We start from the raw sequence: 26,304 nt of genomic DNA, 5'->3' as shown, positions 1-26,304 counted from the left end.
AGGCAGGAGCCCGCACTATGACACGCGTTAATCTTATCACCGGTTTTCTGGGCAGCGGAAAAACCACGCTGCTCTGCCACCTGCTGGCCGCCCGGCCGCAGAATGAAACCTGGGCGGTGCTGGTCAATGAATTTGGCGAGGTCGGAATTGATGGGGCGCTGCTGGCCGATCGCGGCGCGACAGTCAAAGAGATCCCCGGCGGCTGCCTGTGCTGCGTGAATGGTCTGCCGATGCAGGTCGGGCTGAATCTGCTGCTGAAGAATAAACCGGACCGGCTGCTGATCGAGCCCACCGGTCTGGGCCATCCGCGCCAGATTCTGAAGATGTTGCAGGCCCCGGCCTATCAGGACTGGCTGCAGCTGAACGCCACCCTGACCCTGCTCGATCCCCGTCAGCTCGCCGATCCTCGTATCACAGCCAATGAAAACTTTCGCGATCAACTGGCCGCCGCCGATGTCATTATCGCCAGCAAGCGTGACTGCTGGAACAGGCAGGATCGCCAGCGGCTGACTGACTGGCTGCAGCAGAGCCAGCCGACACGTCCCGTGGCAGAAACAGAGTTTGGTCGCATCCCCCTTCATCTGCTTGATGCGCCCCATCAACCTCGCGAGCTTCCCCTACCGCACCATCATCATCCGGCCGTTCCCGCCAGCGGCGTAGCGGCACTGCGACTGGAGGGTGGCGCACGCTGGCGGCGGTCGCTGAATCAGACTCGGGGCTACAGCGCCTGCGGCTGGCTGTTCGATGGCGATACGCGGTTCGACAGCGCCGCCCTGCTGGCGTGGGCGCAGCAGGCGCAGGTCGATCGGATAAAAGGCGTCATGCACACGGCCGAAGGCACAATGCGTATTAACGGCGAGGCAAAAGCGCTGCACAGTGAAACTTCTGCTGTGTCACCACCCGATAGCCGTATTGAAATCATTCATTCTCATCAGACTGACTGGAATCGACTACAATCGGCATTGTTGAAGTGCCGTTTACGCTAGTAAAGGTATTGTCGGCGGTTATTTTTTTGAAATGAGTTTACTTATGCGCGCAACCCGCCTCGTTACCATCCTGCTGCTTAATGCACTGGGTGTAGTGCTGTTTCTCTCCTGGTATCTGCCGCCGCAACACGGTTTCTGGTTCGGCATCGATAAAGCGATCTTTTATGGCTTCAATAACCAGATGGTGACCCACCCCCTGTTTGCGCTGATTGTCGCGATCACCAACTTCCGGGGTTTTGATGTGGTATCACTGCTGGCGATGGGCCTGCTCTATCTGTCAATCTGGCGGCAGGAGACACCTCCGGCGCGCCGTCGGATGCTGGCGATCGGCATCACCATGCTGCTGACGGCCGTTATCCTTAACCAGCTGGGCCACCTGCTGCCGGTGAAACATTCCAGCCCGACGCTGTTCTTTGAGAATGTACATCGCGTCAGCGAACTGACCGGTATCCCGGCGAAGGATGCGTCGAAAGATAGCTTCCCTGGCGACCACGGTATGATGCTGATTATTTTTGCCTGCTTTATGTGGCGCTATTTTGGCTTCCGCCGGTTTTTAATTGCTCTCGCCATCGTGGTGCTATTTTCCCTGCCGCGCGTCATGGCTGGCGCACACTGGTTTACTGATATTGCCGTCGGATCGCTATCGGTCGTATTGGTCGGTCTGAGCTGGTGGTTATTAACGCCAGCCAGCGACGTGCTGGTTAACTGGTTTAATCGCAAATTACCCGGTAAATATAAGCCCGTGATGTAAATGATAAGCGCGGTCGGTTTAATCGAAATACGCTGAACCTGCCGCGCTTATAAAAAACAGCTCCTCACTATTAGCCTGCTAATTAATATGGCGAAAGGAAAAGGTTATCTTTTCCGCAAACCGGTTAAATCGTCGCCCCACGCTATTGTCCATTCAGAAAATCCCGGAAATGCGGCTATGCCCTGAATTGACGCCCGTTTCACCGCCTGTTCTCACCATTATTCGCTCATAATTGTCGCTAAATTAGTCATTGTGTTACGTTTTGATTCTCATCAAAAAAACCTATGTGAAATTGATTAAAAGCACTCGCCACAGCGTCTGTAATCAGTTAACCTCAGTCGCAGTGAGGCCACAGCGTCAGAAAAGCCAGTTTTTTTACATTAAAATGTGTCCATTAACACATTTTAGTAATTAAGGATTTGTCTTAGTCTGTTTCGCTTATTAATCTCCCTGCTTTGTCATCTGGCTGACGACAATTGTGTCGTAAGGAACCCGAAGGAAAACCCGAATAATGGTCAAGTCTCAACCAATACTGAGATATATTTTGCGGATCGTGCCCGCACTGGCGCTGGCCACACTCCTCTCAGCTTGTAGCAGTACCCATAGTAGTCAAAACGCGAATAACGAGAATCATGAAGTTAACAACCAGAATGGTTTTTTACTTCAGGCGTCTCAGGATGAGTTTGAAGAAATGGTGCGCAATGTCGACGTGAAGTCGCGTATCATGGAACAATACGCCGTCTGGAAAGGTGTGCGCTATCGCCTCGGCGGCGATACCAAACGCGGGATTGATTGTTCCGCCTTTGTTCAGCGTACCTTCCGCGATCAGTTTGGCTTAGAACTCCCACGCTCCACCTCTGAGCAGCAGGACAGCGGCAGAGAGATTACCCGCAGTAAACTGCGTCCTGGCGATCTGGTGATGTTCCGCGCTGGCTCAACCGGCCGCCATGTGGGCATCTATCTGGGCAATGATAACTTCGTTCATGCCTCGACCAGCAGTGGTGTAATGATCTCCAGTCTCAATGATGACTACTGGAAGAAACGTTACCGTGAAGGACGCCGTGTGTTGAGCCGTAACCCGAGCTGATAATCACCTTCGATCTTCTCTCAGCCAGAGAACAGGAAACGCTGCCTATGCAGCGTTTTTTTTTGCCTGTTCTGAGCAGCAACCGTGACATAAGATAAAAGCATTGTATTTCAAAATAATAACAAGACATGACGGACGATCTCGTTATATTCTCGGTCGCTTAAACCGAAGCAGTCGTGCGCAATAACATAATAATAATTTGATCAGGGGAAGCTCCTCATGCCACTGTCGGGGGCGCTGCGGCGCCATACCAACTATCCTCGCCGTATCGCATGGAGTAGCGCGATGGCGGGCGGCTTATTTTTTCTCTTATTTGCCACGCTATCGCTTCATCAGACCTGGCAGAAACGCGAACAGCAGCATCAGCAACTGCTGGAAAAAAGCCGCACGGCATTACAGCAGACGCTCTCTTCGCTGCTCAACAGTACCCTCAGCCCCCTGCTTCCGTTTACCCAGACCGCCTGCCATACCATTAATCGTGAACTCACCTCACGCGCCGCCTTCGCCGGGAATCTCCGCGCTATCCTGCTGGTCAATAACGGCAATGCTTTCTGCTCTTCGGCCACCGGGAGCTTCAGTCTGCCGCTAAGTGTGATTGCACCGCTGAGCGATATCTCGCGCGATCTTGATCTGCGGCTGATGCCCGGCACACCGCTACAGCCCAATAAACCGGCGCTCGCACTGTGGATTAAAAATCCGGGCAGCCTGCAGTCAGGCGTCTTCGCCACGCTGAATATCACGCTGGCGCCCTATCAGCTGATGGCGTCGATGCGACCTGAAATTACCGGTGTGGCGCTGTTCGATCCGCGCAGCGCCCTGACCAGCTGGCAACCCGGTATCATGGAGAGCCAGAGTCTGCCGGCACCACTGGACCAGCAGGGGCTGGCAGGCTATCCGCTGCGGCTGGCACTCTACGGCTCCACGCTGGCGTTCAGTGATTATCAGGCTATCCTGCTGAGCAGTCTGCTGCTGTCGCTGCTGGTCGCCGGGGGCTGCTGGCTGCTCTTGTCGAGCTATCTGCATCCGGGCAAAGCACTGATTCAGGGCATGAAGCGCGGCGAGTTTCATGTTGAATATCAGCCACTGGTGACCTCCCGCGATGGTCAGCCCTATGGCATGGAAGCATTACTGCGCTGGACCCATCCGACCAGAGGCCCGATTCCGCCCGATATGTTTATTCACTATGCCGAGTCACATGGCCTGATTATCCCACTGACCCGGCATCTGTTTCAGCTGGTGTCCCGCGATGCACATCTGCTCTGCCATACCATTCCCCGCAATGCCTGTCTCAGTCTCAACATTTCGCCACTGCATCTGACTGACAGCAGTTTCCGTCAGGATGTCCTGCACTGGCTGGATACCATGCCTGCGGCTCACTTTAATTATGTGTTTGAGATCACCGAACGCGCCATGGTGCGCGACGGAAACGTTGGCGAACAGTTTGACTGGCTCCATCAGCAGCAGATTCATATCGCGATCGATGATTTCGGTACCGGCCACAGCGCGCTGATTTATCTGGAACGTTATGCGTTTGATTACCTGAAAATCGATCGCGGTTTTGTACAGAGTATCAGAGCGGAGACGCTCGCTTCACCGGTACTGGATTCCGTGCTGCAGCTGGCAAAGCAACTCAACCTGAAGAGCGTGGCCGAAGGGGTCGAAACCAGCGAGCAGGCAGCCTGGTTGATCAATCGCGGCGTAACGCATCTTCAGGGTTATATCTTCAGCCGTCCGCTGCGACCGGAAACACTGACAGACTATTTCCGGCGTTATCACGCTGAACCGTCTCGCTCCTGAACGCTGACAGCAAAGCAGACCCGTGCGGTTTCGTTCCGGACGTCTGCTACTCTGCGCCCTGCCCGGTGGACCACTGCAGGCTGTGACCGTACTGCAGAGCGACGCCTTTACGCAGAGCAGATTGTCGCACATCCGGGCAATCCCGGTGCGCTGCGGACGCGGGATCCCGTGCTGCCTGACGCCTGTATGATCCTGAGGTACAGCGCCGGGCAGTGACTGCACGTCACAGGCGGCAACCAGATTGCGATGATGTTTCAGGAGCCGATGGTGTCGCTCAATCCGCTGTACAGCGTGCAGAACCAACGTTATGACGTGTTGCCGCTGCATCACGAGCTGAGATTCTGAGCGTGCCCGGACGGGTCGGTATGCGCCAGCCCGCCGCCTGGCTCAGTGATTTACCCCACCCGCAGTCGGACGGGAAACGTCAGCGGGCAACGATCGGGATGGCGCTGCTGACAGAGCCTCCGCTGTGGATTGCCGGTGAGCCAGCCTCATCGCTGGACCGTTTGGAACAGCAACCGATCCTGAGGCTTTACGCCGTCACAGCAGCAGCGGCACTGTTTATCAGTCACGAACATGATGTGGTACGGGCCCTGTGTCACCCGCTTATTGTACTGCGACAGGGGAAAATAGTGGGACAGGGGGAATGTGAACAGTTAATTACATCACCTGCGACAGCGGATACCCGGGCGCTGCTGCAGGCCATGCCTGTCAGCCAGCAATAAAGGTTTCGGCAATCGCCACACCCTGATTTTTCAGGCAGCAGTTGGTCGCGCTTTCGTCACGACGCTGGATAAACAGGCAGGGCTGCCCTTCACACTCGGCCACTTTGCAGTCGACCTGGATACCGGCCAGCACTTCTTTAAGCTGCTGCAGGATCTCCCATGCTGGCATGCCGTCATGGCTGATCAGTCGCAGCGCCACAAATTCCTGATCATCCAGCACAGCGTCATCCGACTCGATGGCACTGTGGTGATCGCTGGCCCAGCGAAAACGCTGCGGCAGGCGATGCACGATTGAAAGTTGCAGCATAGTTTACTCTCCCCGGATGAGTGTATGTCGCAACGCACAGGCACTGACGCGAAAACGGCCGGTGACGGCGGGATCCGGACAGAATCTCTCTGCTGTGCGAACTGCAGAAGCGCATTTTTGCGACTTACGTCGCACTTCAGGCTATATTTACCGCGTTCACACGCCGTTAACAATCATTTTAGTCGCAATACGGTTACTTTTTTAACTAAAAATCTTCACATTAAATAAACATAGTCGATGGCGCGTCTCCCGCCGCCCTGCAGGGCGGGCAGCAATGCTGTATCGGATTAACGGGACGCCGTGCGCGTGCGGGAAGCGTAAAAGAAGAGCAGCAGAGAGAGGGAGGCGCAGAGCGCGATGGTACCGACCATCGGCCAGGCACTGTTGAAACTCAGCAGGGAAAGCAGCGCACCGACAAACGCGCCGACGCCAAACCGCAGCGTACCCGCCAGCGACGATGCCGTGCCTGCTATATGCGGAAACTCATCCAGGATCACTGCCATCGCGTTGGAAGAGACCATCGACACGCAGCCGATAAACATTGCAATGCCCATCACTAGCGGCAGAAAGCCCAGATCCAATGCGCTGACCAGCAGCAGCCAGATTCCCATACAGAACTGAATCAGCAGCCCCAGCCGGAACATCGCCACCGGCCCGAAACGGCGTACGGCGCGGCTGTTGATCAGCGTCAGCACAAACAGAAACACCACGTTAAGGCCAAAGTAGTAGCCAAAGTTCTGTGGCGAGACGTGATTCAGCTCGATGTACACAAACGGACCGGCATTCAGGAAGGTAAATAGCCCGGCAAAGGAGAAGCCGCTCGACAGCATGTAACTGAAAGCGCGTTTATGCCGAAACAGCGTGACAAAATTGCCCAGCGTGGTGCGCAGATGAAAGCGCTGCCGCTGCTCTGGCTTCAGGGTCTCGCGGATCTGGGTCGTCACCAGCACGGTCGTCACTAACGCGGCCCCGGCCAGCGCCCAGAAAATGGCATGCCAGCTCCAGAGCACCAGCAGCCAGCCGCCGATAATCGGGGCCAGCAGCGGCGCAATGGTGGTAATCAGCATCACAAAGGACATCATGCGCGAGAAGTCCTCTTTTGAGTAACTGTCCCGCATCAGCGCATTGATCACTACACTGGCGGCGGCAGCCGACAGACCATGCAGGAAGCGCATCAGGATGAGCTGGTCGATCGATTGTGACAGCGCACAGGCCGCGGCGGCACAGGCAAAGATCAGGGTGCCGAGCGCGATCACCGGCTTGCGGCCATAGCTGTCGGCCAGCGGACCGTAGATAAGCTGACCGAACGCAAAGCCCAGGATGTAGAGATTGAGCGACATCTGGACGCTGCCGGCAGAGACGCCAAACTCACGGGCAATCTGCGGCATGGCGGGCAGATACATGTCTATCGATAACGGCATCAGCATCGCTAACAGCCCCAGGATAACGATTAATCCCGTTGGCGAATTTTTTTCCTTACGCACGCCCTCTCCTCTCTTCTCCTGACGCGGACCTTATTTTGCCTGCAGCTCTTTTGGCAGACCGATGCTGGCGATCTCCTCTTCGGTCAGCGGCCGGTATTCACCCGGTTCCAGATCCTCATCCAGCACGATCTCGCCGATACGCTCACGATGCAGCTCCACGACTCGGTTGCCTACGGCGGCAAACATCCGTTTCACCTGATGGTAGCGCCCTTCGCTCAGCGTCAGCCGCACATCTGTCGGCGTCATCACCTCCAGCTGAGCCGGTTTGGTCAGACTCTTCTCGTTGTGCAGCTGCACACCCGCCATAAACTGTGCCGCGGTGTCGTCCGCAATCGGCGACTCCAGGGTGACGCGATAGGTCTTCTCGCAGTGATGACGTGGCGAAGTAATGCGGTGTGACCACTGGCCATCATCCGTCAGCAGTACCAGTCCGGTGGTATCGATATCAAGCCGCCCTGCCGCGTGCAGCTTAAAGGACATCGGCTCTTCAATGAAATAGAGGATGGTGGGATGATCGGGATCGTCGGTGGAGCAGACGTAGCCCTGAGGCTTGTTCAGCATAAAGTAGCGTGGGCCGGTCAGCATCTGCAGGAGGTTGCCGTCATACATCACTTCATGATCGGGCAGCAGTTTAAACGCGGTATCGCGCACTACTTCACCGTTAACGGTGACACGCTGACCACGGATCTCGCGATGGGCGATGGCGCGGCTGATTTCCAGTTGCTGAGAGATGAATTTGTCGAGTCGCATGAATTCGTTTTGCCTGTTACTGCGGAGGGAATCTGAAACGGTCTGGTTAACCGTTGAAAATGTACGGGAAGTATAACGTGATCCGCGCCAGCCTGACAGCGCGTTTACCGCCCTTTCGTGGCATAATTGCCACCAGTTTTGCAAAAGTGAGCAACATGTCTTTTACCTTACGCCCCTATCAACAGGATGCGGTGAATGCCACCGTGTCGCACTTTCGTCGTCATCACCAGCCTGCGGTGATTGTGCTGCCGACCGGTGCCGGAAAGAGTCTGGTCATTGCTGAGCTGGCCCGGCTGGCACGTGGCCGGGTGCTGGTGCTCGCGCACGTCAAAGAGCTGGTGGCGCAGAACCACAGCAAATATCAGGCTTACGGGCTGGAAGCCGACATCTTTGCGGCGGGCCTGCAGCGTAAAGAGAGTCAGCGTAAAGTGGTTTTTGGCAGCGTGCAGTCGGTCGCGCGCAACCTTGACAAGTTTGACAGCGCCTTCTCGCTGGTCATCGTCGATGAGTGTCACCGCATTGGCGATGACAAAGAGAGCCAGTATCAGCAGATCTTCAATCATCTGCGGCAGCATAATCCGCAACTGCGCCTGCTGGGCCTGACCGCCACGCCGTTCCGGCTGGGCAAAGGCTGGATCTATCAATTCCACTATCACGGCATGGTGCGCGGCGACGAAAAGTCGCTGTTTCGCGACTGTATCTATGAACTGCCGCTGCGCTACATGATTAAACATCAGTTTCTGGTGCCCCCGGAGCGACTGGATATGCCGGTGGTGCAGTATGACTTCAGCCGGCTGACGGCGCAGTCCAGCGGCCTGTTCAGCGAAGCCGATCTTAATCGTGAGCTGAAACAGCAGCAGCGCGTGACGCCGCATATCATTCGTCAGATTGTGGAGTTTGCGGAGGACCGGCTCGGGGTGATGATTTTCGCCTCCACGGTGGACCATGCCCATGAAATCCTGCGGCTGCTGCCCGATAACAGCGCACTGGTTTCCGCTGACACGCCCGCCCGGGAGCGCGACGCGCTGATTCTGGCATTCAAGGCGCAGCAGCTGAAATTCCTGGTGAACGTCGCGGTGCTGACCACCGGCTTTGATGCGCCGCACGTTGACCTGATCGCCATCCTGCGGCCCACCGAGTCGGTCAGTCTCTATCAGCAGATTGTCGGACGTGGCCTGCGGCTTTCGCCCGGTAAAACCAGTTGCCTGATCCTTGATTACGCCGGTAATCCGCACGATCTCTTCACGCCGGAAGTCGGCGCGCCTAAAGGGGCCAGCGACAACCAGCCGGTACAGGTCTTCTGCCCGGCCTGTGGTTTCGCCAACACCTTCTGGGGCAAAGCGACAGAAGATGGCATGGTGATCGAGCATTTTGGCCGGCGCTGTCAGGGCATACTGGAAGATGACGAGGGCGAACGCGAGCAGTGTGACTTTCGTTTCCGCTTTAAGAGCTGCCCGGACTGTGGCGCTGAGAACGATATCGCCGCCCGGCGCTGCCATCAGTGCGACAAGATTCTGGTCGACCCGGACGATATGCTTAAAGCGGCGCTGAAACTCAAAGATGCGCTGGTGCTGCGCTGTGGCGGCATGACGCTGGAACAGGGCGCGGATGCCAAAGGCGAATGGCTGAAGGCGACCTACTATGACGAGGACGGCACCAGCGTCAGCGAACGGTTTCGCCTGCAGACGCCAGCCCAGCGCAAAGCCTTTGAGCAGCTGTTTATGCGTCCGCACCAGCGCGCACCCGGCGTGCCGCTGGGCTGGCAGAGTGCCGCTGATGTCGTGGCGCTGCAGCCGCTGTTACGTCATCCCGACTTTGTGGTGGCGCGCGCCAAAGGCCAGTACTGGCAGATCCGCGAGAAAATGTTCGACTATCAGGGGCGCTATCGCCGGGCCAATGAGCTGCGCTGACCGTCCTGCCCCCCCGAGCGGATGGGTATATTGTTTGCTACCGCCAGGCATTGCGGCTATAATGCCGCCCGCTTTTGCATGTGCATCAGCAGTGTTGAATAACCTGCCTGTTACTGGGTCGCCTGTAGCAGGAATTATATAAAGAGACGTATTAATGTTCACTATCAATGCAGTAGAACGTAAAGAGCAGGGTAAGGGTGCGAGCCGCCGCCTGCGTACAGCTAACCGTTTCCCGGCTATCGTTTACGGTGGTTCTGAAGCGGCTGTTGCCATCGACCTGGATCACGACTCCGTAATGAACATGCAGGCTAAGCCTGGTTTCTACGAAGAAGTGCTGACTCTGGTTGTTGACGGTAAAGAAACCAAAGTGAAAGTTCAGGCTGTTCAGCGTCACCCGTTCAAGCCAAAACTGTTCCATATCGACTTCGTTCGCGCTTAATCGCTGACAGAGTTGAAAAGCAGAAGGGCCGGTTGCGAAACCGGCCCTTTTGTTTGGTCGCCTCCCGGTGAAAATTATCGCCGTGAGTGCTAAAAAAAGCCGGGCTCAGCCCGGCTTTTTTATTTGCCGCTGGTCCGGCGCTGCAGCTGGTCGCGCAGATTCGGTGGCGTCCCCTTGATCGTCAGGGTGTCCGTTGCCGGATCCCAGAAAATACGTTCGCCCAGCAACATCGCATCAAAGTTCAGCGTCAGTCCCCCGCCGCTGCCGGCAAATTTAGTCAGCTGACGCAGCGTCGAGCGGTCGGCCGGGAAACTCTCTTCCAGCTCATAGCCCTGCTCCTGCGTAAACGCCTGAAAGCTTTTTTCGCCCAGCGGAGGCAGCTCGCCCGACAGCGCCTCCAGCGCAATCTCCTCGCCCGCCTGCAGCTGCTCATTGCAGTAGCTATAGACCTGCTGGCGATAGTTCTGCCGCTCCTGTTTATCCAGCGCCGACTCGTTGCAGTAGTCATCCACCGCCTGCAGCAGCCCACGGTTCTGCGCCTTGGTGTCCAGCCCGACTTCGGCGCCGAGGAAGTCCATAAAGAAGTCCGCCACTTTCCGGCCGACGCGGCCGCGCAGGAAGGTCAGGTAGCGGGTCGACGCCGGATTGGTTTCCCACTCGGTTAAATCGATGCGCGCGACGATATCGGCATGATTGATGTCGAGATAGTGAGTGCTGCTGATATCCAGCTGCTCGTTCACCCGCATACTGGACTGGCTGTTCAGCACCGCAATCAGCAGATACTCCACGGCCAGATAGCGGTAGTGGATAAACAGCACCACGCCGCCTTCAGCGAAGGGATATTTTGACAGTTCGTCACGCAGGCGGCCCGTCGCGGCACGGCTAAAAGCAAGAAAATCATCGTTGCCCTTACGGCAATTACGCAGGGCTTCTGCCAGTTCACTTTCTGCATTAAACAGGCCATAGGCTTTGCTTTTTGCGCTGTAAACCCGGTGTAACTCCTCCACCATCGCGTTGACGGTTTGGGTCGCAGGCAGCAGCGAATCGCGCAGCGCCACGTCAAGCTGGTTTTCATCGCGTCGGATTAACTGATGCAGGGCAATCTGGTCGATATCCAGACTCATGGTAGACTCTCCTTTTAGCACAGGCGCGTATTCAAACACCGCCAGCATCGGCTTTCAACTCCATGCGTAAGGTGAACGCGCTGCTTTCGATAAAATTGCGGTAAAAAGTGCGTTGTTCCGGTAATATACCGCCTTTTAAAATGAGCTCAGACGACGATATGGCACAATCATCCCGTTACAGTGACGAACGCGTGGAGCAACTCCTCGCGGATCTGGCCCAAATCCTGCACAAGGACAAAGCCCCCACCGACCTCTCCCTGATGGTGCTGGGAAATATGGTGACTAACTTAATCAACAGCGACGTCGCTCCCGCGCAACGTCGTTCACTGGCCCGCTCTTTCGCCGATGCCCTGCAGGCATCCGTGCGTGACGACAACGCCCATTAATTAGCTGATTTGATTTCATAATATGGTAACCAACCGGCAGCGCTACCGCGAAAAAGTCTCCCAGATGATTAGCTGGGGGCACTGGTTTGCTCTGTTTAATATCCTATTCGCGCTGATTTTAGGCAGTCGCTACCTGTTGGTCGCCGACTGGCCTTCTTCTCTGGCGGGGCGTATCTACGCCTATACCAGTTGGACAGGCCACTTCAGTTTTATCGTTTTTGCTGCTTACCTGCTGATTATCTTCCCGCTGACCTTTGTGGTGATGTCGCAACGACTGATGCGGGTATTATCGGCCGTCGTCGCTACCGCCGGGCTGACGCTGGTAATGGTCGACAGTGCGGTCTTCAGCCGCTTCCACCTGCACCTGAACCCGGTGGTGTGGGAGCTGGTCATTAACCCCGACCAGAGCGAGATGGCGCGCGACTGGCAGCTGATGTTTATCAGCGTGCCGCTGATTTTCCTGGTCGAGATATTGTTTGCGACCTGGAGCTGGCAGAAACTGCGCAGCCTGAACCGCCGTTCGTTTGGTAAGCCGCTGGCGGCGCTGTTCATCAGCGCCTTCTTTGCCAGCCACCTGATGTATATCTGGGCTGATGCCAACTTCTATCGCCCGATTACGATGCAGCGCGCCAACCTGCCGCTCTCCTACCCGATGACCGCGCGACGCTTCCTTGAGCGTCATGGCCTGCTGGATGCGCAGGAGTATCAGCGCCGGCTGGTGCAGCAGGGTGATCCGGAGGCGCTGGCGGTGGAGTATCCGCTTAGTGATATTACGTTCCGCGATGGCGGCACACGCAACAACCTGCTGGTGCTGACGGTCGATGGTCTGAACAATGCCACACTGCCTAAGGCGCTGCCGGCACTGAATCAGTTTGCCAGCGAGAACGTGCGCTTCACGCAGCATTACAGCGCGGGCGATACGCCGGAGAAAGGGCTGTTTGGCCTGTTCTACGGCATCTCTTCCAGCTACATGAACGGCATTCTGGCCTCCCGGACGCCGTCCGCCCTGCTCGGTGCGCTGAGCAGCCAGGGGTATCAGTTTGGTCTTTTCTCATCGGAAGGCTTTAACGCGCCGCTTTATCGTCAGGCATTGCTGACCGATTATTCGCTGCCAGCCACCGCCAGTCAGCCTGATGCCAGTACGGTGACGCAATGGCAGACCTGGCTGGACAAACAGAAGGGTTCCCAGGCGCCATGGTTCTCATGGATTACCCTGAACGGCCCTGACGTAACCGGTGAGAGCGCGAAGGCACGCCAGCGTAGCTATCTGCGCCAGGCACCGGCGGTGGACGATCAGATTCGCGCCGTGCTTAACGACCTGCAGGCGCGTGATTTGCTGAAGAACACCGTGGTGGTCATCACCGCACAGCGCGGTCTGGCGCTGGATGGCAATCCTGACAGCGCAGGTAACCGGCAGGCACTGCAGGTGCCGCTCGTCATTCACTGGCCCGACACGCCTGCGCAAACCGTTGATCGCCTTTCCGATCATCAGGATGTCATGACCACGCTGATGCAGCGACTGCTGCATGTGCGGACCAGTCCGGTGAACTACTCGCAGGGTGAAGATCTGTTTGCAGCACGTCGTCGCCATGACTGGGTCGCCAGCAGTGAAGAGAACAAACTGGTGATTACCACACCACAGGTGACGCTGGTGTTGAACAACAACGGCAGCTATCGGGCGTATGATGCGCAGGGCAACGCGCTGAAAGATCACAAGCCAGAACTGACGCTGCTGTTGCAGGTTCTGACCGAGGAGAAGCGATTTATCGCTAACTGATTAATTATCAGGCAAATAGTCGACAGGTATCTTGCATTCATGACGATAACCAGTAGACTAATCCTCCAGTGTACGGCACGTAGCGCAGCCTGGTAGCGCACGGTCATGGGGTGTCCGGGGTCGGAGGTTCAAATCCTCTCGTGCCGACCAATCTATCCCGAAAAAAGCAGCCCTTACGGCTGCTTTTTTCGTTTCTGTTATCAGAAGGTCATTTTTTTCGCACCCTGCGCAATCCGTTCTACACTTAAGTGTGAGTGGGTAACCAGAGGAGAGTTTATGACCTTTATTGAAAAAGACGATCCAACTGAAGCACCGGAATCTGGCGATAAGCAACCTTCCCCGCCAGACGAGAAGTAACCCACAGGGCCGCGTCGGACGCGGCCTTTCTGTTTCCTCTCCGGCTTTATGACAGATTCAGAGCTTTCCCATTTAACTGATATTTCCTTCCTGAACAGCAGGTTAGCCTGTCAGTTTCAACCTGATCCGCCTCACAAATTTCGCCACGTTCAGCGCATTTTCATCAAACTGAAACAAAAATGTCACAGAAAATACTTACTCTGGATGTCCCAGTCATTGATGGATAATTATCATGCCGATCAAAGCGAAAAGCCTGAAAGATGCAGAAGCGTTACTGCACTCAGGCATCAGCAAAGTGGAACTGGCGTATGACATTGGCAGCGACGACTTCTTTCGTCTCGCAAGCCACTGGTGCGACAGGGGCGCGCGCATCAGCAGAGGTCATCACCATTTCGTCGTTTCCCTAAAGAGTTTTGCCATCCCGCCTAACGACTGATCGCCGCGGGCACCTTGCCCTGCTCTGCTGCGCCTGATTTAATGGCTTTTTAGCCCTTGTCACGGTTTCGCATGCACTTTCCCGATCGGCCGCTGCCGCCTGTTTCAGGCGGCTTTATTCTTTCCTGTCATCTTAACCACAGCGATCCTTTGCTGGCGGTGAGTTACTTTGCCCCACAAAAATATCATGACGCGCTGGCTGTTGAATGGGGTATTCCGCTGCCCGTCCGACTGCAGCAGGCGGTCAATAAAAGACGTGCGGAATACCTCGCCAGCCGGGTACTTGCCCGGTCAGTAATGGCAGAACTGGGCGTTGATGATTTCATTCTGACCAATGCGCCTGACCGATCTCCCCTCTGGCCTGCTGGCATTCAGGCGTCACTGTCCCACAGCGCCGGTGTCGTTGTCGTGGCGGCTACACGTCAGCCCTGCGCAGTTGGTATCGATGTCGAGCAGTTGATGTCGGAAACCACGGCACAGGAGACGGCAACGCTGCTGATGAATACGCAGGAACAGCAGCTGTTGCGGACGCTGCCCGTCTCCTTCAGTGCGGCCGCAACCCTGCTCTTTTCATTGAAAGAGAGCGTATATAAAGCACTATGGCCACAACTGCATCAGCCGATGGACTTTCTGGATGCGGCACTGGTATCCGTAGATGTCGCGCAACAACGCGCGACGTTGCGACTGACTCAGCACTTCGGCGAGCGTTTTGCGAGAGGGACGTTACTGGACGCGGACTTTATCTGGCAGGAGAGTCAGGTGATCACCCTGGTTTCACATCGGCTTTAAAAAACCGGCTAAACAAGAGTATTTAGCCGGGGTAAACCGAGACGAAAGAAGCGCTTTCAGAAGGGCAGAAACTGACGTTTCTGATGATTGCTAAAGTAGCCTGTCTGACGCGCAGCACGCCAGTACGCTTTTCCGCTACGTTTTGCCAGCGGCTGTCAAAGCCCGGTATCGGTGCGTTTTACCGCGTCGAGCGTGGCAAGATCGCGCTCCCCGCCTGTCAGCTCCGTCAGCTGGCCTTCGCGCATCTCCAGCAGCCGATCGGCATGCACGAAGTAGTGGTCGTCATGGCTGATAGCCAGCACGGTTTTCCCTGCCTGCTGTAACCATGGCAGCAACTCACGGTAGAAGATACGGCGGAAATGGGGATCCTGATCGGCTGCCCACTCATCCAGCAGCAGCACATCGCGCTCCTCTGCCACAGCCAGCAGCAGCGCCAGCCGTTTGCTCTGCCCTTTGGAGAGCCGCAGATTCAGTATTCTGTTGCCTTCAATCTTCAGCTTATCCTGCATTTTCAGCCGCTCCAGCCACTGCTGAACCAGCGCGGGATTCGCCGCTACGCCTTCGCGTCCGATGAGCCGGTCAAACAGATGTAAATCGGTAAAGACCGCCGAGAAGTGGCTGCGCCAGCGATCGAGTTCGTCCGCTGTGATCGGTTTGCCATCCAGCAGCAGCGTACCGGACTGAGGCCGGTAAAGTCCGGTCAGCAGCATCGCCAGTGTCGATTTCCCGCTGCCGTTGCCGCCGATCAGGAACACCAGCTCTCCCCGGCGCAGCGTCAGATTAACCGGCCCGACCTGAAAACCGTTGTCGCCATAGTGAAAAGCAACATCGCGCAGTTCCAGCGTCTGCCACTCGGCGGTGGCGGAAGGCGTGTGGAATCCCGGCTGCCAGGGGGCGAGGTCAAAGGCGTTGAGCTTACGGAAAGCAACCTGGGCGCTGAGCAGTGTGGGCAGTGCACCGACCGCCGAAAGCAGTGGTGTGCGCAGAAAGAGCAGCGTCAGGGAAAAGGTCGCGGCGACGGCGGTGTTGGCCCAGCCCAGGCTGTTAGCCATAAAGAAGACCATGCCGATAGCGCCCAGGGTCATAATATTTGACCAGTTAACGGCGCTGAGATGATAGGTATCTGCGCGCACGATATGGTGACGCCAGGCGCGGGCATCCTCCTGATAGACGGTGTCATAGACCTGCTGCGCGCGTGAGCGATTGAGCTGCAGCTCTTTGCGCCCTTCGATCACCGTCTGGTAATCGCGATAGAGGTTATCTTCGATTTCGCGCAGCTTCGCCATGTGCCGGTAGACCCGCGACACCAGCATCCAGCCGCCCACCAGCATCACGCCCAGCCAGAGGCTGGTGACCAGTAACATTGCAGGTGAGAGCCAGGCCAGGTAGATCGCCGAACCAAGCGTAATGATGACGCCCTGAAACAGCTCTGGCAGGCGTACAAAGGCCAGCGTAATGGCCCGTACGTCACTGGTCAGCCCTGCCAGCAGCTGGGCGCTGCCGAGCTGCTCAATACGCTCAATCCGGGTATCGAGAATTCGCTTAATAAACTCGCCGCGCAGCCGCCAGACAAACTGATGGCCGAGCATCGTCAGCGCCAGCTGTGACGCCAGCGTCACCGCCATCAATACCACCAGCTGCAGCAAGAACTGCGGCAGGACAGCAAACGAGGTGTTTATGGCGACAATCATTTCGCGGTTGATAAAGGCGATCATGCCGATTCCCAGCACGGCACTGAACAGCGTCAGCGCAATCACCCCGATAAAAGGCCAGCGGAACTGGCGAAAAACAACGCTTAGCAACGTCATGCAGACAATCCATCAGCTTAAAACTGCCTGCAGTGTAATAGGATGCTAAATGATAGCAATAGTTATTCGCATCATGCCGCTGTCGTCACGACGGATTAAAAGGCGCGGCGGAACGTCAGATTATAGCGCCAGGGCCCGACCAGCGGATGAACGCCCGGTTTCAGCGGCAGGATACCGTGATAGCGCAGGCGTGACGGCCCGCCCCACACCACAATATCGCCATGTTCCAGTAACACACGCTGAGTCGCATCGCCACGTTCAAAGCCACCAAACTGAAAGACGGCCGGTAAGCCCAGCGACACCGACACGATAGGCTGGCGCATATCTTTCTCATCTTTATCCTGATGCAGCGTCAGCTTCGCCCCCGGCTCATAACGGTTAAGCAGGCAGGCATCCGGATTAAATCCGGCGAAGCCCGCCTCCGAAGCGGCCTGCTGCGCCAGCGTCCGGAAAAGCGGCGGCATGGCCGGCCAGCGGCGTCCGTTCAGGTTGTCCTCCTGCTGATAGCGGTAGCCGCGCGAATCCACCGACCAGCCAAAATCGCCGCAGTTGGTCATGGCGACCGACATGCGATGCCCGCCAGGCGTGATGCGATGGGCAAAGGGATTCTGTTCGGCAATCGCCAGCAGCTGCTGATAAAGCGCCTCTGCGTCGGCATGCGCCCGGCGTCGCAGGATGACTGCACCGTCAGCCAGCGTCTCCTGCCAGGGTTGCTCTTCACTGAAAAGATCTAACATCAGTTTTCTCCGGATTCGGCGGGGATCAGGAAAGCAGCAAACTGTGGCGACATCCAGCTGACAAACTTATCGCCCTGCTTGCTGATCAGATAGACCGCCAGATGCTGTTGTGTCGCCAGTGCTTTAGCTTTCTCGGTGCCAAGCACCATCAGCCCGGTGTCCCAGCCGTCGGCTTCCAGCGCCGTCGTGGCAATGACCGTGGCCGATACCAGTTTATGCTCAATCGGTCGTCCGGTAACGGGATCGATGACATGAGAAATGCGGCGGCCGTCCAGTTCATAATAGTTGCGATAGCTGCCGGAGGTGCTGATCCCATGACCCTGCAGATCCACACGCGCCTGAACCGCGTTCTCCCGGTCGGTGGGTTTCTGAATCGCCACCCGCCACGGCTGCTGCTGCGCATTGAGGCCGCGGCTCAGCACGGCGCCCCCCACCGACACCAGATAGTTATTTATCCCGAGCTGCTCCATCAGTCGCGCCAGGTGATCGGTGGCAAACCCCTCCCCCATCGTGGAGAGATCGACATAGAGGCCCGGCAGATCTTTTTGCAGCCACTGTCCGTCCGCGCCCTGCAGCACCCGCAGATGCTGTAATCCGGTCTCTGCCCGGGCGGCCGCGATCTCTGCCGCGTCCGGCGTATGCAGAGGCTGTTTCGTCGGGCCAAAGCCCCATAAATTGACCAGCGGGCCAACCGTGATATCCATCGCGCCACCGGTTTTACGGCCAATCCGCAGGGAAGTGGTGACGATATCCGCCATGTTTTCACTGACTGGCTGGGGAGATAGATCGCGGCTCTGGTTAAAGCGCGACAGCACGGAGTCCGGCTTCCAGGTGGAAAGCTCGGCATCGTCAGCATCCAGTAACTGCTGGATGCGCTGCTGCAGCTCTGTTTTACGTTCGCTGTCCACGCCAGCCAGGCTTACCCGCCAGAGGGTGCCCATGGTTTTGCCTTCCAGCACCAGCGCGGAGGTCGCCGCAGGTTTATCGCAGCCGGTCAGCATCAGCGCCAGCAGCGGCCCAAACAGCAGATTAATCTTATAACGCATCATTCCTCGCATGTAACACTTTATCAATAGCTACTACAAAGCATAAACTTCGGGTAAATTAGCTTAAAGAGCGTTGAATCTTCCCCCGAACCACGAGAACATTCACCCGTCATCTATCCTGAGCCCGCCTGTCGACAGACGGTCTCTCTGAATCACATAAAGGAGCAGCAGATGATCTATATGATTCTCGCCATCGCCCTCGGCCTGTTTGTTTTTGGCAGTTATAAAGCCATTGAACAGCGCCGTCATCGCCACATGGCCCCGTCACGTCCGCGCCATTAACAGGCTTCACTGCACCTGTCTGGGGCAACGTAGCCGTGACAGGCGCGGCAAGTGTACCAAAACGGGCGAAATGTCTGTGGCTGTGAGAGCGGTAGAGCTGGCATGGATTCTGCACTGTTGAAACAGTGTTTATCTCTGAGAGGTGCAGAATGAAAAAGTCACAGACGTGGCAGTTGGTCTGGCAGCACTGGCTGAACTTTTCAGCCTTCACCCTGGCAGGCGTGGCGTTTGAAGGCGCGCGTTTCGGCTGCGTGCCGCCGGCGACCGTGGCTGAGGAAGCCACAAAATGGCGAAAGGCAGATGCCTCTCGCCAGCAGAATCAGGCGGGCGCGCAGGCGTAATCGCGCGCCCTGACAACTCAGAACTGGTAAACCAGGCCCAATGCCACGACATCGTCGGTATTGATACCGGCTGCGTCGGTGAACGCGTTGTCGTCCAGCAGGTTGATCTGGTAATCCACGTAGGTAGACATGTTTTTATTGAAATAGTACGTCGCGCCAACGTCGATATATTTTTTCAGATTCTGTTTGCCCCAGTTCTGAATGTCGGTGCCGCGTTGGGTGACATAGGCCAGTGAAGGACGCAGGCCGAAGTCAAACTGATACTGTGCAACGACTTCCCAGTTATCCGCTTTATCTGCGTAACCGTAGGCTGAAGCGTCGTTGCTGCTGTCGCCGAAGCGGGTTGCGTTAAGGGAACGCGAGTACATCGCCGCCAGATAGACGTTATTGGCATCATATTTCAGACCGCCGGTGTACACCTGGGCTTTGTCGCCGCGGCCCAGGATACCAGAGGTGGCGCTGTTCTGGTCGTTGGTGCGATCGGACTGGAAGGTCGCGGCACCAATGCCAAAGCCTGAACCCAGATCATAAGTGGTGCTCAGCCCCCAGCCGTCGCCGTTCTGACCCAGCACGTCACGGCCATTTGGCGATTCGCTGCTGTTGCCATTCTTGCCCTGATACTGCACGGCAAAGTTCCAGCCATCCACCAGGCCGAAGAAGTTGTTGTTGCGGTAGGTCGCCATGCCGTTACCGCGCTGATACATGAAGTTATCCGCGCCATAGGTGTCGCCGCCAAACTCTGGTAACACGTCGGTCCATGCGCCAATGTCATAGGCCACGCCGTAGTTGCGGCCATAGTCGAACGAGCCTGCATTACCAAATTTCACCCCGGCGAACCCCACACGGGTGAAGCTGTTCGCAGTGCCTTCATCTTCAGAGTTGTTCAGCGCCGCCTGGTATTCCCATTGACCGTAGCCGGTCAGCTGATCGCTGACTTCGGTTTCCCCTTTAAAACCAAAGCGAACATAGGACTGGTCGCCATCCGCACTGCTGTCGTCAGAGAAGTAGTGCAGGCCATCCACTTTTCCGAACAGGTCCAGTTTGTTGCCATCTTTATTATAGATTTCAGCTGCGTTTGCTGATCCCGCTGCAACCAGCAATGCAGGGATCATCAGGGAGAGAACGCGACGTTTCATTTTATTACCCTCTGTTATGTGCCTTTATTATTTGCCACTGCGAGCTGAACGCTTAAAAATTCAACCGGCAGGCCATTGTTGTTATATGCCGGGTAATAATCCATCAGGAAAATGCTACGAAATTTCCGAAACTGTTTCACAATGCAAAACAGTTATTTCCGGATGTGTTGTTTGGGGAACTTATCAGCAGCACGTAACGATAAAAAACGCCGCACGAATGGCTAACCCGGATTGGAAATTATGATTATCAAGGAGTTATATCGGACCATTCCGAAGCACTGAATGATAAAACTTATGCCTCATCCGGGAATAGAATAGCTCCCGCTATCATCATTTATTCCATTATTACCTTCATTCTCCCCGAATGAGATGTACAACTTAATATTTCCCGCCGGACATGTTGTCCGGCTTTTTTTTGCCCATTCTTCGCCGTTTCGCTATTACTCCGTAAACTTTTTTCTCCGGGTTAAAATAACGCCCGGTGGTTTCCGCACAGATTGATAAATTCAGGCCCTTTTCTGTAACACCGTGGTGGAATATTCGCCATGTTAATTTACAGGCGTAATTAACATGGCGCTATCATAGCGTTGCCGGATACTCAGCGTTCGCGCAGCGATTCTTTGACTTTATTCAGGGGCTTAATCAGATAGTCCATGACTGATTTCTGGCCAGTTTTAATCTCCACATTGGCCACCATGCCAGGCACAATCGGGAATTTTCGCCCTGCGCGGTTGGTCAGCTCCGCTTTCTGCGTCCGGACGTAGACCCGATAGTAATACTGGTCGCGTTTTACCTCATCCTGCAGGGTATCTGGCGAGACGGTTTCTACTTCACCGGGCAGATCGCCATAGATGGAAGAGTCATAGGCGGTTACTTTGACAATTGCCGCCAGTCCTGGCCGGATAAAGGCGATATCACGGGGGTTAATGCGCGTTTCAATCAGCAGCTGATCCTCCAGCGGCACAATTTCCATGAGTTTGCCGCCCGGCTCCAGAACGCCCCCCACCGTGGTGACCTGAATATCTTTTACGATGCCACGAACGGGTGAATAGAGCGTGGCGCGCGTCAGCTGATCCTCTTTACCGGCGGCCACCTGCAGCTGCGCATCCAGTTCCGCGTTATTTTTTACCTGCTCTTCATGAGCGCGAACCAGATAGTCGTTGCGCGCCTCATCGATTTTGCCACGCAGATCGCTGACCTGACGACGCAGACGGATCACCTCAACCTGCCCTGCCGCCCCTTTCGCCACCAGCGGTTCGGTAAGCCGCAGCTCATCCTGCACCAGCCGCAGCGACTGCTGCAGATTGCTGATGGTTTCCGTCAGGTTGCGACGTCGTGATTCATAGAGCTGGCGTTCCCGCTGCACCAGCTGCGGTTCCTTCAGAGTTTCCGCGCTGAAGGTCAGGGGCGTGCCGGCCAGCTCCGCTTCCAGTCGCTCTGAGGAGGCACGCAGGGTGCGCACTTTAGCCTGCGCCTCGCCGAAATTTGACTGAAAGCGGGTCGGATCGAGCGTCGCCAGCACCTGCCCTTTCTCGACAATATCGCCCTCATGGACATTAAGCTGTTTGACGATGCCGCCATCCAGGCTGTCGATGACCTGCGCACGGCTGGAGGGCGTGACTTTGCCGGTGCCGACCGTGACCTCATCCAGAATCGCGAAGTGCGCCCAGATAAGGAAAATTCCCAGCGCGGCCGTGCAGATCCAGATAATTGCCGAGGTGCGGCGTTCATGACGGGCAAGATCTTTATCCACGATAACCAGGCTCATACGCCCTCTCCTTTACCTGTTGATGGCGATGTCGCGGGCACCGTCGCGCGGCGCAGAATCTCGTCGCGCGGACCATCGGCCACGATCCGGCCATTATCCATCACCACAATACGGTCGACCATTTTCAGCAGCGCCGGACGGTGTGTGACCAGCAGCAGTGTCCGGCCGCTGATCCAGCCCTGGAGCTGACGAATCACATACTCCTCAAGCTGCTCATCCATCGCCGCAGTGGGTTCATCCAGCAGTACCACCTGCGGCTGGCGCAGGATCATGCGGCTCAGCATCACCATCTGCCGCTGCCCGCCTGAGAGGCCGCGTCCGCCTTCATTGATAATGCGATCCAGGCTGGCGGCATCCTGCTGGATCAACGACAGCGCGCCGCTGATGCGCAGCGCCTGCAGCATCTCCTGTTCGCTGGCGTGGGGATTGCCAAGCATCAGATTCTGCCGCAGCGTGCCAAAGAAGAGACGGGAGTCGTGCGAGAGCCAGCCAAGCTGACGGCGTAAATCCACAGGATCGATACGTTCAATGTCGACGCCATCAACAATGACCTTGCCCTGCGTCGCCTGCGCCTGACCGGCCAGGATCTTCAGCAGCGTCGATTTACCTGCCCCGACTTTGCCCAGAATGGCGATCTTCTCGCCAGGCTTAATCTGCAGCTGCTGCACATTGAGCACACTCTTTTCGTTCTCCTCGTCATAGCTGTAATGCACATTGCGCAGATCGTACTGGCCGGTCAGCGTTGGACAGTGTGCCAGCGTCGCGCTGTCAGGCTGATCGAGCGGCTTTTTCAGCAGCTCATCCAGCCCTTTCATCGCCATTTTGGCGTGCTGCCAGCGCGAGAAAACCATGGTGAGCTGCATCAGCGGCGCGATGGTGCGCGAGGAGAGCAGACTGCAGGCAACCAGTGTCCCGGTAGTAATCTGCGAGTCGAGCACCAGATAGACACCAAACACCAGCATTCCTGCGTAGGTGAGCTGCTGCACGGTTGAGGCCCAGCCGGTAAGACGCGCGCCCCACAACCGCTGCTGATTACTGATTGAGGCGCTGACTTCGTGCGTCTGCTCCCACTGACGCTGGAAGTAGGGTTCGGCCTGCAGTGCCTTAATGTCCTCGATCCCTTCAATGGTTTCCACCAGCACCGCATTGCGCAGCGCCCCTTCCCGCAGCCCCTCTTTCGCCAGTCGCGCCATCGGGATCTGCACCAGCAGGCCGGGAATGACGATCAGCGGGATCGCCGCCAGCGGGATCAAAACCAGCCAGCCGCCGACAAACGACATAATAAACAGGAACAGGATGACAAACGGCAGGTCGGCAGCCGCCCCGACCGTCGTCGAGGTCAGCAGCTCGCGCACCTGATCAATCTCACGCAGCTGGGAGATAAACGAGCCGGTCGATTTTGGCCTCGCCTCATTACGGATGCTCATCGCCCGGGCAAATAGCATGGACGAAATTTTCAGGTCGATGCGTTTTCCCATCAGGTCGGAAACCTGAGTTCGCATCAGCCGGATAAGATACTCAACGGCCGCTGCGATCAGCACCCCAACAAACAGTACCCACAACGTGGACTGAGACTGGGCCGGAATGACCCGATCGTAGACCTGCATTGAAAAGAGGATCCCGGCCAGCGCCAGCACGTTGCTGACCACCGAGGCCAGAGAGATCTCGGTGATCCGCCGCCCCATGCCGCGAAAATTTTTCCAGAACCAGTGTGGTTCATACGGCTGCACAAACTCGTCGATGCGCGCATCGCGACCGCGGGCCGCTACCCCAACGACGCCGACATTGCCCTGGGCGCGCGCCAGCAGTTCTGACAGGGGGCTTTCACGCACGACATCGCCGCCTTCGCTGAGCCAGTAACGCGCATTCTCATCGGCATCAATATCCTCCAGCACCGCCACGCTGGCGTTTTCCAGCACCAGCACTATCGGTGTAATCTCCTGACGCCAGCGCAGCGAATGTTGTGGCACCATTGTCAGATGCAGGCCCAGCAGCCCGGCGAGCCGTTCCAGCTGCTGTGCCACCGGCAGATGTTCAAACCAGCGCATCTGCTGGCGCAGGGTTTTGCCATCGGCAGGTTTGCCGAATCGCGCGGCCACTCGCAGCATGGCGGCGATCCAGTTGTCCGTATTCATACTCATGATTAAAGCCTTATCCCTATTGCAGCGAAGGAAGGAGATCGCCGCTGCTTTGCTGGCGATCGATACCCATGATGTCGAGCAGATTGTCTACCGCGGCGGCATAACGCACCGTGGCGTCCCAGCCATCGTAGAGCGCGGTAATGCGCGCGCTGTCAGCCTGAAACACATCCTGCTCTACGCTGAGCAAATCGTTGAGGCTGCGCTTACTCAGGCGATACTCATCGGCGTAGACATTTCGGGTATGGTCGGCGCTGGCCAGCTGCACTTCCCCGGCCGCCTGCCGCTGCTGTGCGCCAATCATGTCGGCATAGGCCGTCGAGGCGTTCTGGTTGATGGCCAGCTTGGCCTGCTGAACCGCCGCCTGAGCCGCTTCACGATCCCCCTCGGCTGATTGCGTTTTGGCATTCACCATGCCGCCCTGGTAAAGCGGGGCTTCCACCTGCAGCTGGACTTCATCATCCCAGTAGGACTGGCGATCGTTTTCATAGCGGGTCCGGCCCGCCTGCACTTTGATGGTCGGCCAGTGGCCCGATTCGGCCTGACGCACCCGCTCACGGGCCGCCTCCTGCTTCGCCTGGGCGCTGCGCACCGCCGCGCTGCTTTCGTAGGCGATCCGGTCGAGGGTGATCTGCTGTTTCAGCAGCGCCTGGGGCAGTTCAGGCAGCGTAGCGGGGACGACGCCGGTCAGCACGGTCAGCTGCGCAGTGGCAGAGCGGAGCTGAGCGCGATACTGCTCCACCGTCGCCTGCATGGCGGCGATGCGGGTTTCCGCCTGCAGCACGTCTGACTGCGAATTGAGTCCGGCATCGGCGCGCAGTTTTGCAATATCGCGCACCCGCTGCAGCGAGGCGATATTGGTGCGCGCCGTGTCGGCCAGCGCCTGATAGCGTTTGACTTCGAGATAGGCCTGCAGCGTATCTTCCGCCACGGTGGTCATGGCGTCGAACAGGCCAAAGCGATAGGCATCCGACAGCGCATGTTGCTCATCAATAGCACTGCCGGTGCGACCAAAGTCATAAAGGAGCTGGCTGAGCGTAATCCCGCCGGACCCGTTGTTGTTCAGGCTGCCGGCAGAGTCGGTCTGATGCGATCGCCCTGCCGCACCCTGCAGGGAAATCTGCGGATACCAGGCGCTGCGGGCGGCATCCAGGTCGCCCTGCCCCACATGGATCTGTGCCGCCGCCTCCGAGATTTTCGGATTGCGGGCGAAGGCGCGGAGAATGGCGTCACGCAGCGTTAAGCTGGCAATCTGCTCTTCGCTGGGCGCGGCACGCCAGTTAAATTCGGCTTTAGGTAAGGGTGCGGCCAGGACCGCGGGAGTGACAACGCCACTCAGGGCGTACAGCAAAATAGTTAATCGCGCTTTGTTCATTATCCATACCAACAGAGGTTCTTATCATCATGGTGTTTTTCCCGGTGAACAAAGCAGGCAAAAGGGGCGCTACACAGAGCCTGATAGGGCTTTTTAAATTTTATATTTATGTTTTCTGATTTTGACACTTCACGATATCTGACATTATTAGATCAATTCACACACAGATTCCTGCTAAAAACAGATGAAATCGTTACTCTTTCTGCCATTCGCCTGAAAAATAGCCAGCAAAAAACCGCTTACTACATCAGACAGACTTAACAGATCAGCGCAGAAGAGAGTGATCTTTTTAATATGTTCGCATCAGGCGACGGGCATTGCTGCGGCCATCACAGCCGGAGAACAGCCAGGGTGGCTGGCCAGAAGCCCCGGCGTGGCGCTGTCCTGTGTCCGCCGCCCGAAAGGGCTACAACCGCATCCGTCAGGCTTACCCGGGGCCGTCTGGCCTGCGCGTGTGAGTGGCTGATGCAGAGTGAAATCCGGCCGGAATGGAGACGTATGGCACCATGCCGTTTGCTGCGCTTACCCTAATCTTTCAGGCTGTTAATGGATAGTGGCGTTAGTCTGGA

General features: G+C 56.7%; 24 protein-coding genes and 1 tRNA gene. 14 read left to right on the top strand and 11 right to left on the bottom strand.

What is annotated here, in order from left to right; translation table 11 throughout:
* The first annotated feature begins 17 nt into the window (after positions 1–17).
* The 5 genes from RT657_RS09215 (at position 18) to RT657_RS09195 (ending at position 5,346) form a co-directional block, all read left to right on the top strand.
* Positions 18–986 (top strand): GTP-binding protein, encoded by a 969-nt coding sequence (locus RT657_RS09215; protein WP_313653966.1) that lies wholly within the window; start codon positions 18–20, stop codon positions 984–986.
* A gap of 43 nt (positions 987–1,029) precedes the next feature.
* Positions 1,030–1,737, top strand: coding sequence for a phosphatase PAP2 family protein (locus tag RT657_RS09210; RefSeq protein ID WP_313653965.1), 708 nt, complete (start codon positions 1,030–1,032; stop codon positions 1,735–1,737).
* Positions 1,738–2,248: 511 nt separating this feature from the next.
* Positions 2,249–2,824: a bifunctional murein DD-endopeptidase/murein LD-carboxypeptidase gene (gene mepS, locus RT657_RS09205; RefSeq protein WP_313653964.1), complete on the top strand. Its 576-nt coding sequence runs from the start codon at positions 2,249–2,251 to the stop codon at positions 2,822–2,824.
* A 219-nt stretch (positions 2,825–3,043) separates the two neighbouring features.
* On the top strand, positions 3,044–4,621 hold the full coding sequence (locus tag RT657_RS09200) for a cyclic di-GMP phosphodiesterase (RefSeq protein ID WP_313653963.1): 1,578 nt from the start codon (positions 3,044–3,046) through the stop codon (positions 4,619–4,621).
* A 365-nt stretch (positions 4,622–4,986) separates the two neighbouring features.
* Entirely contained in the window at positions 4,987–5,346 is a 360-nt protein-coding gene (locus RT657_RS09195) for a hypothetical protein (protein ID WP_313653962.1), read from the top strand.
* Here the strand turns inward: RT657_RS09195 and RT657_RS09190 are convergent.
* The 3 genes from RT657_RS09190 to rsuA form a co-directional block, all read right to left on the bottom strand.
* Entirely contained in the window at positions 5,333–5,653 is a 321-nt protein-coding gene (locus RT657_RS09190; RefSeq protein WP_313653960.1) for a hypothetical protein, read from the bottom strand. The two genes, RT657_RS09195 and RT657_RS09190, sit on opposite strands and share 14 nt — an antisense overlap.
* Before the next feature lie 287 nt (positions 5,654–5,940).
* Entirely contained in the window at positions 5,941–7,137 is a 1,197-nt protein-coding gene (locus RT657_RS09185) for a Bcr/CflA family multidrug efflux MFS transporter (RefSeq protein ID WP_313653958.1), read from the bottom strand.
* A gap of 30 nt (positions 7,138–7,167) precedes the next feature.
* Positions 7,168–7,887, bottom strand: coding sequence for a 16S rRNA pseudouridine(516) synthase RsuA (gene rsuA, locus RT657_RS09180; protein WP_313653956.1), 720 nt, complete (start codon positions 7,885–7,887; stop codon positions 7,168–7,170).
* A gap of 155 nt (positions 7,888–8,042) precedes the next feature.
* Between rsuA and RT657_RS09175 the strand changes: the two genes are divergently transcribed.
* A complete protein-coding gene (locus RT657_RS09175) occupies positions 8,043–9,797 on the top strand; it encodes a DEAD/DEAH box helicase family protein (RefSeq protein ID WP_313653954.1) in 1,755 nt (584 codons plus the stop codon).
* Positions 9,798–9,951: 154 nt separating this feature from the next.
* Positions 9,952–10,236, top strand: coding sequence for a 50S ribosomal protein L25 (gene rplY, locus RT657_RS09170; RefSeq protein ID WP_111138735.1), 285 nt, complete (start codon positions 9,952–9,954; stop codon positions 10,234–10,236).
* A 119-nt stretch (positions 10,237–10,355) separates the two neighbouring features.
* Here the strand turns inward: rplY and yejK are convergent, their stop codons facing one another.
* Complete coding sequence (gene yejK / locus RT657_RS09165; RefSeq protein WP_313653951.1) at positions 10,356–11,360, bottom strand: nucleoid-associated protein YejK; 1,005 nt, start codon at positions 11,358–11,360, stop codon at positions 10,356–10,358.
* A gap of 158 nt (positions 11,361–11,518) precedes the next feature.
* Here yejK and RT657_RS09160 point away from each other — a divergent pair, with 158 nt between their 5' ends.
* From RT657_RS09160 to RT657_RS09140, 5 genes are all read left to right on the top strand, one after another.
* Entirely contained in the window at positions 11,519–11,746 is a 228-nt protein-coding gene (locus RT657_RS09160) for a YejL family protein (RefSeq protein WP_111138780.1), read from the top strand.
* 22 nt (positions 11,747–11,768) lie between these two features.
* The gene (yejM, locus tag RT657_RS09155; RefSeq protein ID WP_313653950.1) at positions 11,769–13,523 is read left to right on the top strand and encodes an LPS biosynthesis-modulating metalloenzyme YejM; all 1,755 of its coding nucleotides are present in this window, start codon (positions 11,769–11,771) and stop codon (positions 13,521–13,523) included.
* Positions 13,524–13,596: 73 nt separating this feature from the next.
* Positions 13,597–13,673, top strand: a tRNA-Pro gene (locus RT657_RS09150).
* Between the two features lie 439 nt (positions 13,674–14,112).
* A complete protein-coding gene (locus tag RT657_RS09145; protein WP_111138729.1) occupies positions 14,113–14,316 on the top strand; it encodes a hypothetical protein in 204 nt (67 codons plus the stop codon).
* Between the two features lie 71 nt (positions 14,317–14,387).
* The gene (locus RT657_RS09140) at positions 14,388–15,104 is read left to right on the top strand and encodes a 4'-phosphopantetheinyl transferase superfamily protein (RefSeq protein ID WP_313653949.1); all 717 of its coding nucleotides are present in this window, start codon (positions 14,388–14,390) and stop codon (positions 15,102–15,104) included.
* A gap of 155 nt (positions 15,105–15,259) precedes the next feature.
* On the opposite strand, the gene RT657_RS09135 is transcribed toward RT657_RS09140, so the two are convergent.
* The 3 genes from RT657_RS09135 to apbE form a co-directional block, all read right to left on the bottom strand.
* On the bottom strand, positions 15,260–16,912 hold the full coding sequence (locus RT657_RS09135) for a multidrug ABC transporter permease/ATP-binding protein (RefSeq protein WP_313653948.1): 1,653 nt from the start codon (positions 16,910–16,912) through the stop codon (positions 15,260–15,262).
* A 95-nt stretch (positions 16,913–17,007) separates the two neighbouring features.
* Positions 17,008–17,649 (bottom strand): DNA oxidative demethylase AlkB, encoded by a 642-nt coding sequence (alkB, locus tag RT657_RS09130; protein ID WP_313653947.1) that lies wholly within the window; start codon positions 17,647–17,649, stop codon positions 17,008–17,010.
* Complete coding sequence (gene apbE / locus RT657_RS09125; protein ID WP_313653943.1) at positions 17,649–18,698, bottom strand: FAD:protein FMN transferase ApbE; 1,050 nt, start codon at positions 18,696–18,698, stop codon at positions 17,649–17,651. The genes alkB and apbE overlap by 1 nt, the downstream gene beginning before the upstream one ends.
* Positions 18,699–18,866: 168 nt before the next feature.
* On the opposite strand from apbE, the gene RT657_RS09120 reads away from it, so the two are divergent.
* The gene (locus RT657_RS09120) at positions 18,867–18,977 is read left to right on the top strand and encodes a response regulator (protein WP_199559966.1); all 111 of its coding nucleotides are present in this window, start codon (positions 18,867–18,869) and stop codon (positions 18,975–18,977) included.
* Between the two features lie 149 nt (positions 18,978–19,126).
* The gene (locus tag RT657_RS09115; RefSeq protein WP_313653940.1) at positions 19,127–19,318 is read left to right on the top strand and encodes a hypothetical protein; all 192 of its coding nucleotides are present in this window, start codon (positions 19,127–19,129) and stop codon (positions 19,316–19,318) included.
* A 17-nt stretch (positions 19,319–19,335) separates the two neighbouring features.
* Here RT657_RS09115 and ompC read toward each other — a convergent pair whose 3' ends face one another.
* From ompC to RT657_RS09095, 4 genes are all read right to left on the bottom strand, one after another.
* Positions 19,336–20,454: a porin OmpC gene (ompC, locus tag RT657_RS09110; protein WP_313653938.1), complete on the bottom strand. Its 1,119-nt coding sequence runs from the start codon at positions 20,452–20,454 to the stop codon at positions 19,336–19,338.
* A 598-nt stretch (positions 20,455–21,052) separates the two neighbouring features.
* Complete coding sequence (locus RT657_RS09105) at positions 21,053–22,222, bottom strand: HlyD family efflux transporter periplasmic adaptor subunit (RefSeq protein ID WP_313653937.1); 1,170 nt, start codon at positions 22,220–22,222, stop codon at positions 21,053–21,055.
* Complete coding sequence (locus RT657_RS09100; protein ID WP_313653934.1) at positions 22,219–24,363, bottom strand: type I secretion system permease/ATPase; 2,145 nt, start codon at positions 24,361–24,363, stop codon at positions 22,219–22,221. Before RT657_RS09100 ends, RT657_RS09105 begins: the two co-directional genes overlap by 4 nt.
* A 16-nt stretch (positions 24,364–24,379) precedes the next feature.
* Positions 24,380–25,735, bottom strand: coding sequence for a TolC family outer membrane protein (locus RT657_RS09095; protein ID WP_313653932.1), 1,356 nt, complete (start codon positions 25,733–25,735; stop codon positions 24,380–24,382).
* Positions 25,736–26,304: the final 569 nt, after the last annotated feature.

Source organism: Pantoea sp. (genome assembly GCF_032114055.1).
Classification (GTDB): Bacteria; Pseudomonadota; Gammaproteobacteria; order Enterobacterales; family Enterobacteriaceae; genus Pantoea.
The sequence above is the reverse complement of the archived record's forward strand: the minus strand, read 5'-3'. Positions and strand labels throughout refer to the sequence as shown.

Coding starts and splice junctions, on each gene's coding strand:
- RT657_RS09095 (WP_313653932.1), bottom strand. CDS start 25,735: ATGAACAAAGCGCGATTAACTATTTTGCTGTACGCCCTGAGTGGCGTT.
- RT657_RS09140 (WP_313653949.1), top strand. CDS start 14,388: ATGCACTTTCCCGATCGGCCGCTGCCGCCTGTTTCAGGCGGCTTTATT.
- ompC (WP_313653938.1), bottom strand. CDS start 20,454: ATGAAACGTCGCGTTCTCTCCCTGATGATCCCTGCATTGCTGGTTGCA.
- RT657_RS09145 (WP_111138729.1), top strand. CDS start 14,113: ATGCCGATCAAAGCGAAAAGCCTGAAAGATGCAGAAGCGTTACTGCAC.
- RT657_RS09200 (WP_313653963.1), top strand. CDS start 3,044: ATGCCACTGTCGGGGGCGCTGCGGCGCCATACCAACTATCCTCGCCGT.
- RT657_RS09195 (WP_313653962.1), top strand. CDS start 4,987: ATGCGCCAGCCCGCCGCCTGGCTCAGTGATTTACCCCACCCGCAGTCG.
- rplY (WP_111138735.1), top strand. CDS start 9,952: ATGTTCACTATCAATGCAGTAGAACGTAAAGAGCAGGGTAAGGGTGCG.
- apbE (WP_313653943.1), bottom strand. CDS start 18,698: ATGATGCGTTATAAGATTAATCTGCTGTTTGGGCCGCTGCTGGCGCTG.
- RT657_RS09135 (WP_313653948.1), bottom strand. CDS start 16,912: ATGACGTTGCTAAGCGTTGTTTTTCGCCAGTTCCGCTGGCCTTTTATC.
- RT657_RS09115 (WP_313653940.1), top strand. CDS start 19,127: ATGAAAAAGTCACAGACGTGGCAGTTGGTCTGGCAGCACTGGCTGAAC.
- yejM (WP_313653950.1), top strand. CDS start 11,769: ATGGTAACCAACCGGCAGCGCTACCGCGAAAAAGTCTCCCAGATGATT.
- yejK (WP_313653951.1), bottom strand. CDS start 11,360: ATGAGTCTGGATATCGACCAGATTGCCCTGCATCAGTTAATCCGACGC.
- RT657_RS09160 (WP_111138780.1), top strand. CDS start 11,519: ATGGCACAATCATCCCGTTACAGTGACGAACGCGTGGAGCAACTCCTC.
- RT657_RS09215 (WP_313653966.1), top strand. CDS start 18: ATGACACGCGTTAATCTTATCACCGGTTTTCTGGGCAGCGGAAAAACC.
- alkB (WP_313653947.1), bottom strand. CDS start 17,649: ATGTTAGATCTTTTCAGTGAAGAGCAACCCTGGCAGGAGACGCTGGCT.
- RT657_RS09120 (WP_199559966.1), top strand. CDS start 18,867: ATGATCTATATGATTCTCGCCATCGCCCTCGGCCTGTTTGTTTTTGGC.
- RT657_RS09100 (WP_313653934.1), bottom strand. CDS start 24,363: ATGAGTATGAATACGGACAACTGGATCGCCGCCATGCTGCGAGTGGCC.
- RT657_RS09105 (WP_313653937.1), bottom strand. CDS start 22,222: ATGAGCCTGGTTATCGTGGATAAAGATCTTGCCCGTCATGAACGCCGC.
- mepS (WP_313653964.1), top strand. CDS start 2,249: ATGGTCAAGTCTCAACCAATACTGAGATATATTTTGCGGATCGTGCCC.
- rsuA (WP_313653956.1), bottom strand. CDS start 7,887: ATGCGACTCGACAAATTCATCTCTCAGCAACTGGAAATCAGCCGCGCC.
- RT657_RS09175 (WP_313653954.1), top strand. CDS start 8,043: ATGTCTTTTACCTTACGCCCCTATCAACAGGATGCGGTGAATGCCACC.
- RT657_RS09210 (WP_313653965.1), top strand. CDS start 1,030: ATGCGCGCAACCCGCCTCGTTACCATCCTGCTGCTTAATGCACTGGGT.
- RT657_RS09190 (WP_313653960.1), bottom strand. CDS start 5,653: ATGCTGCAACTTTCAATCGTGCATCGCCTGCCGCAGCGTTTTCGCTGG.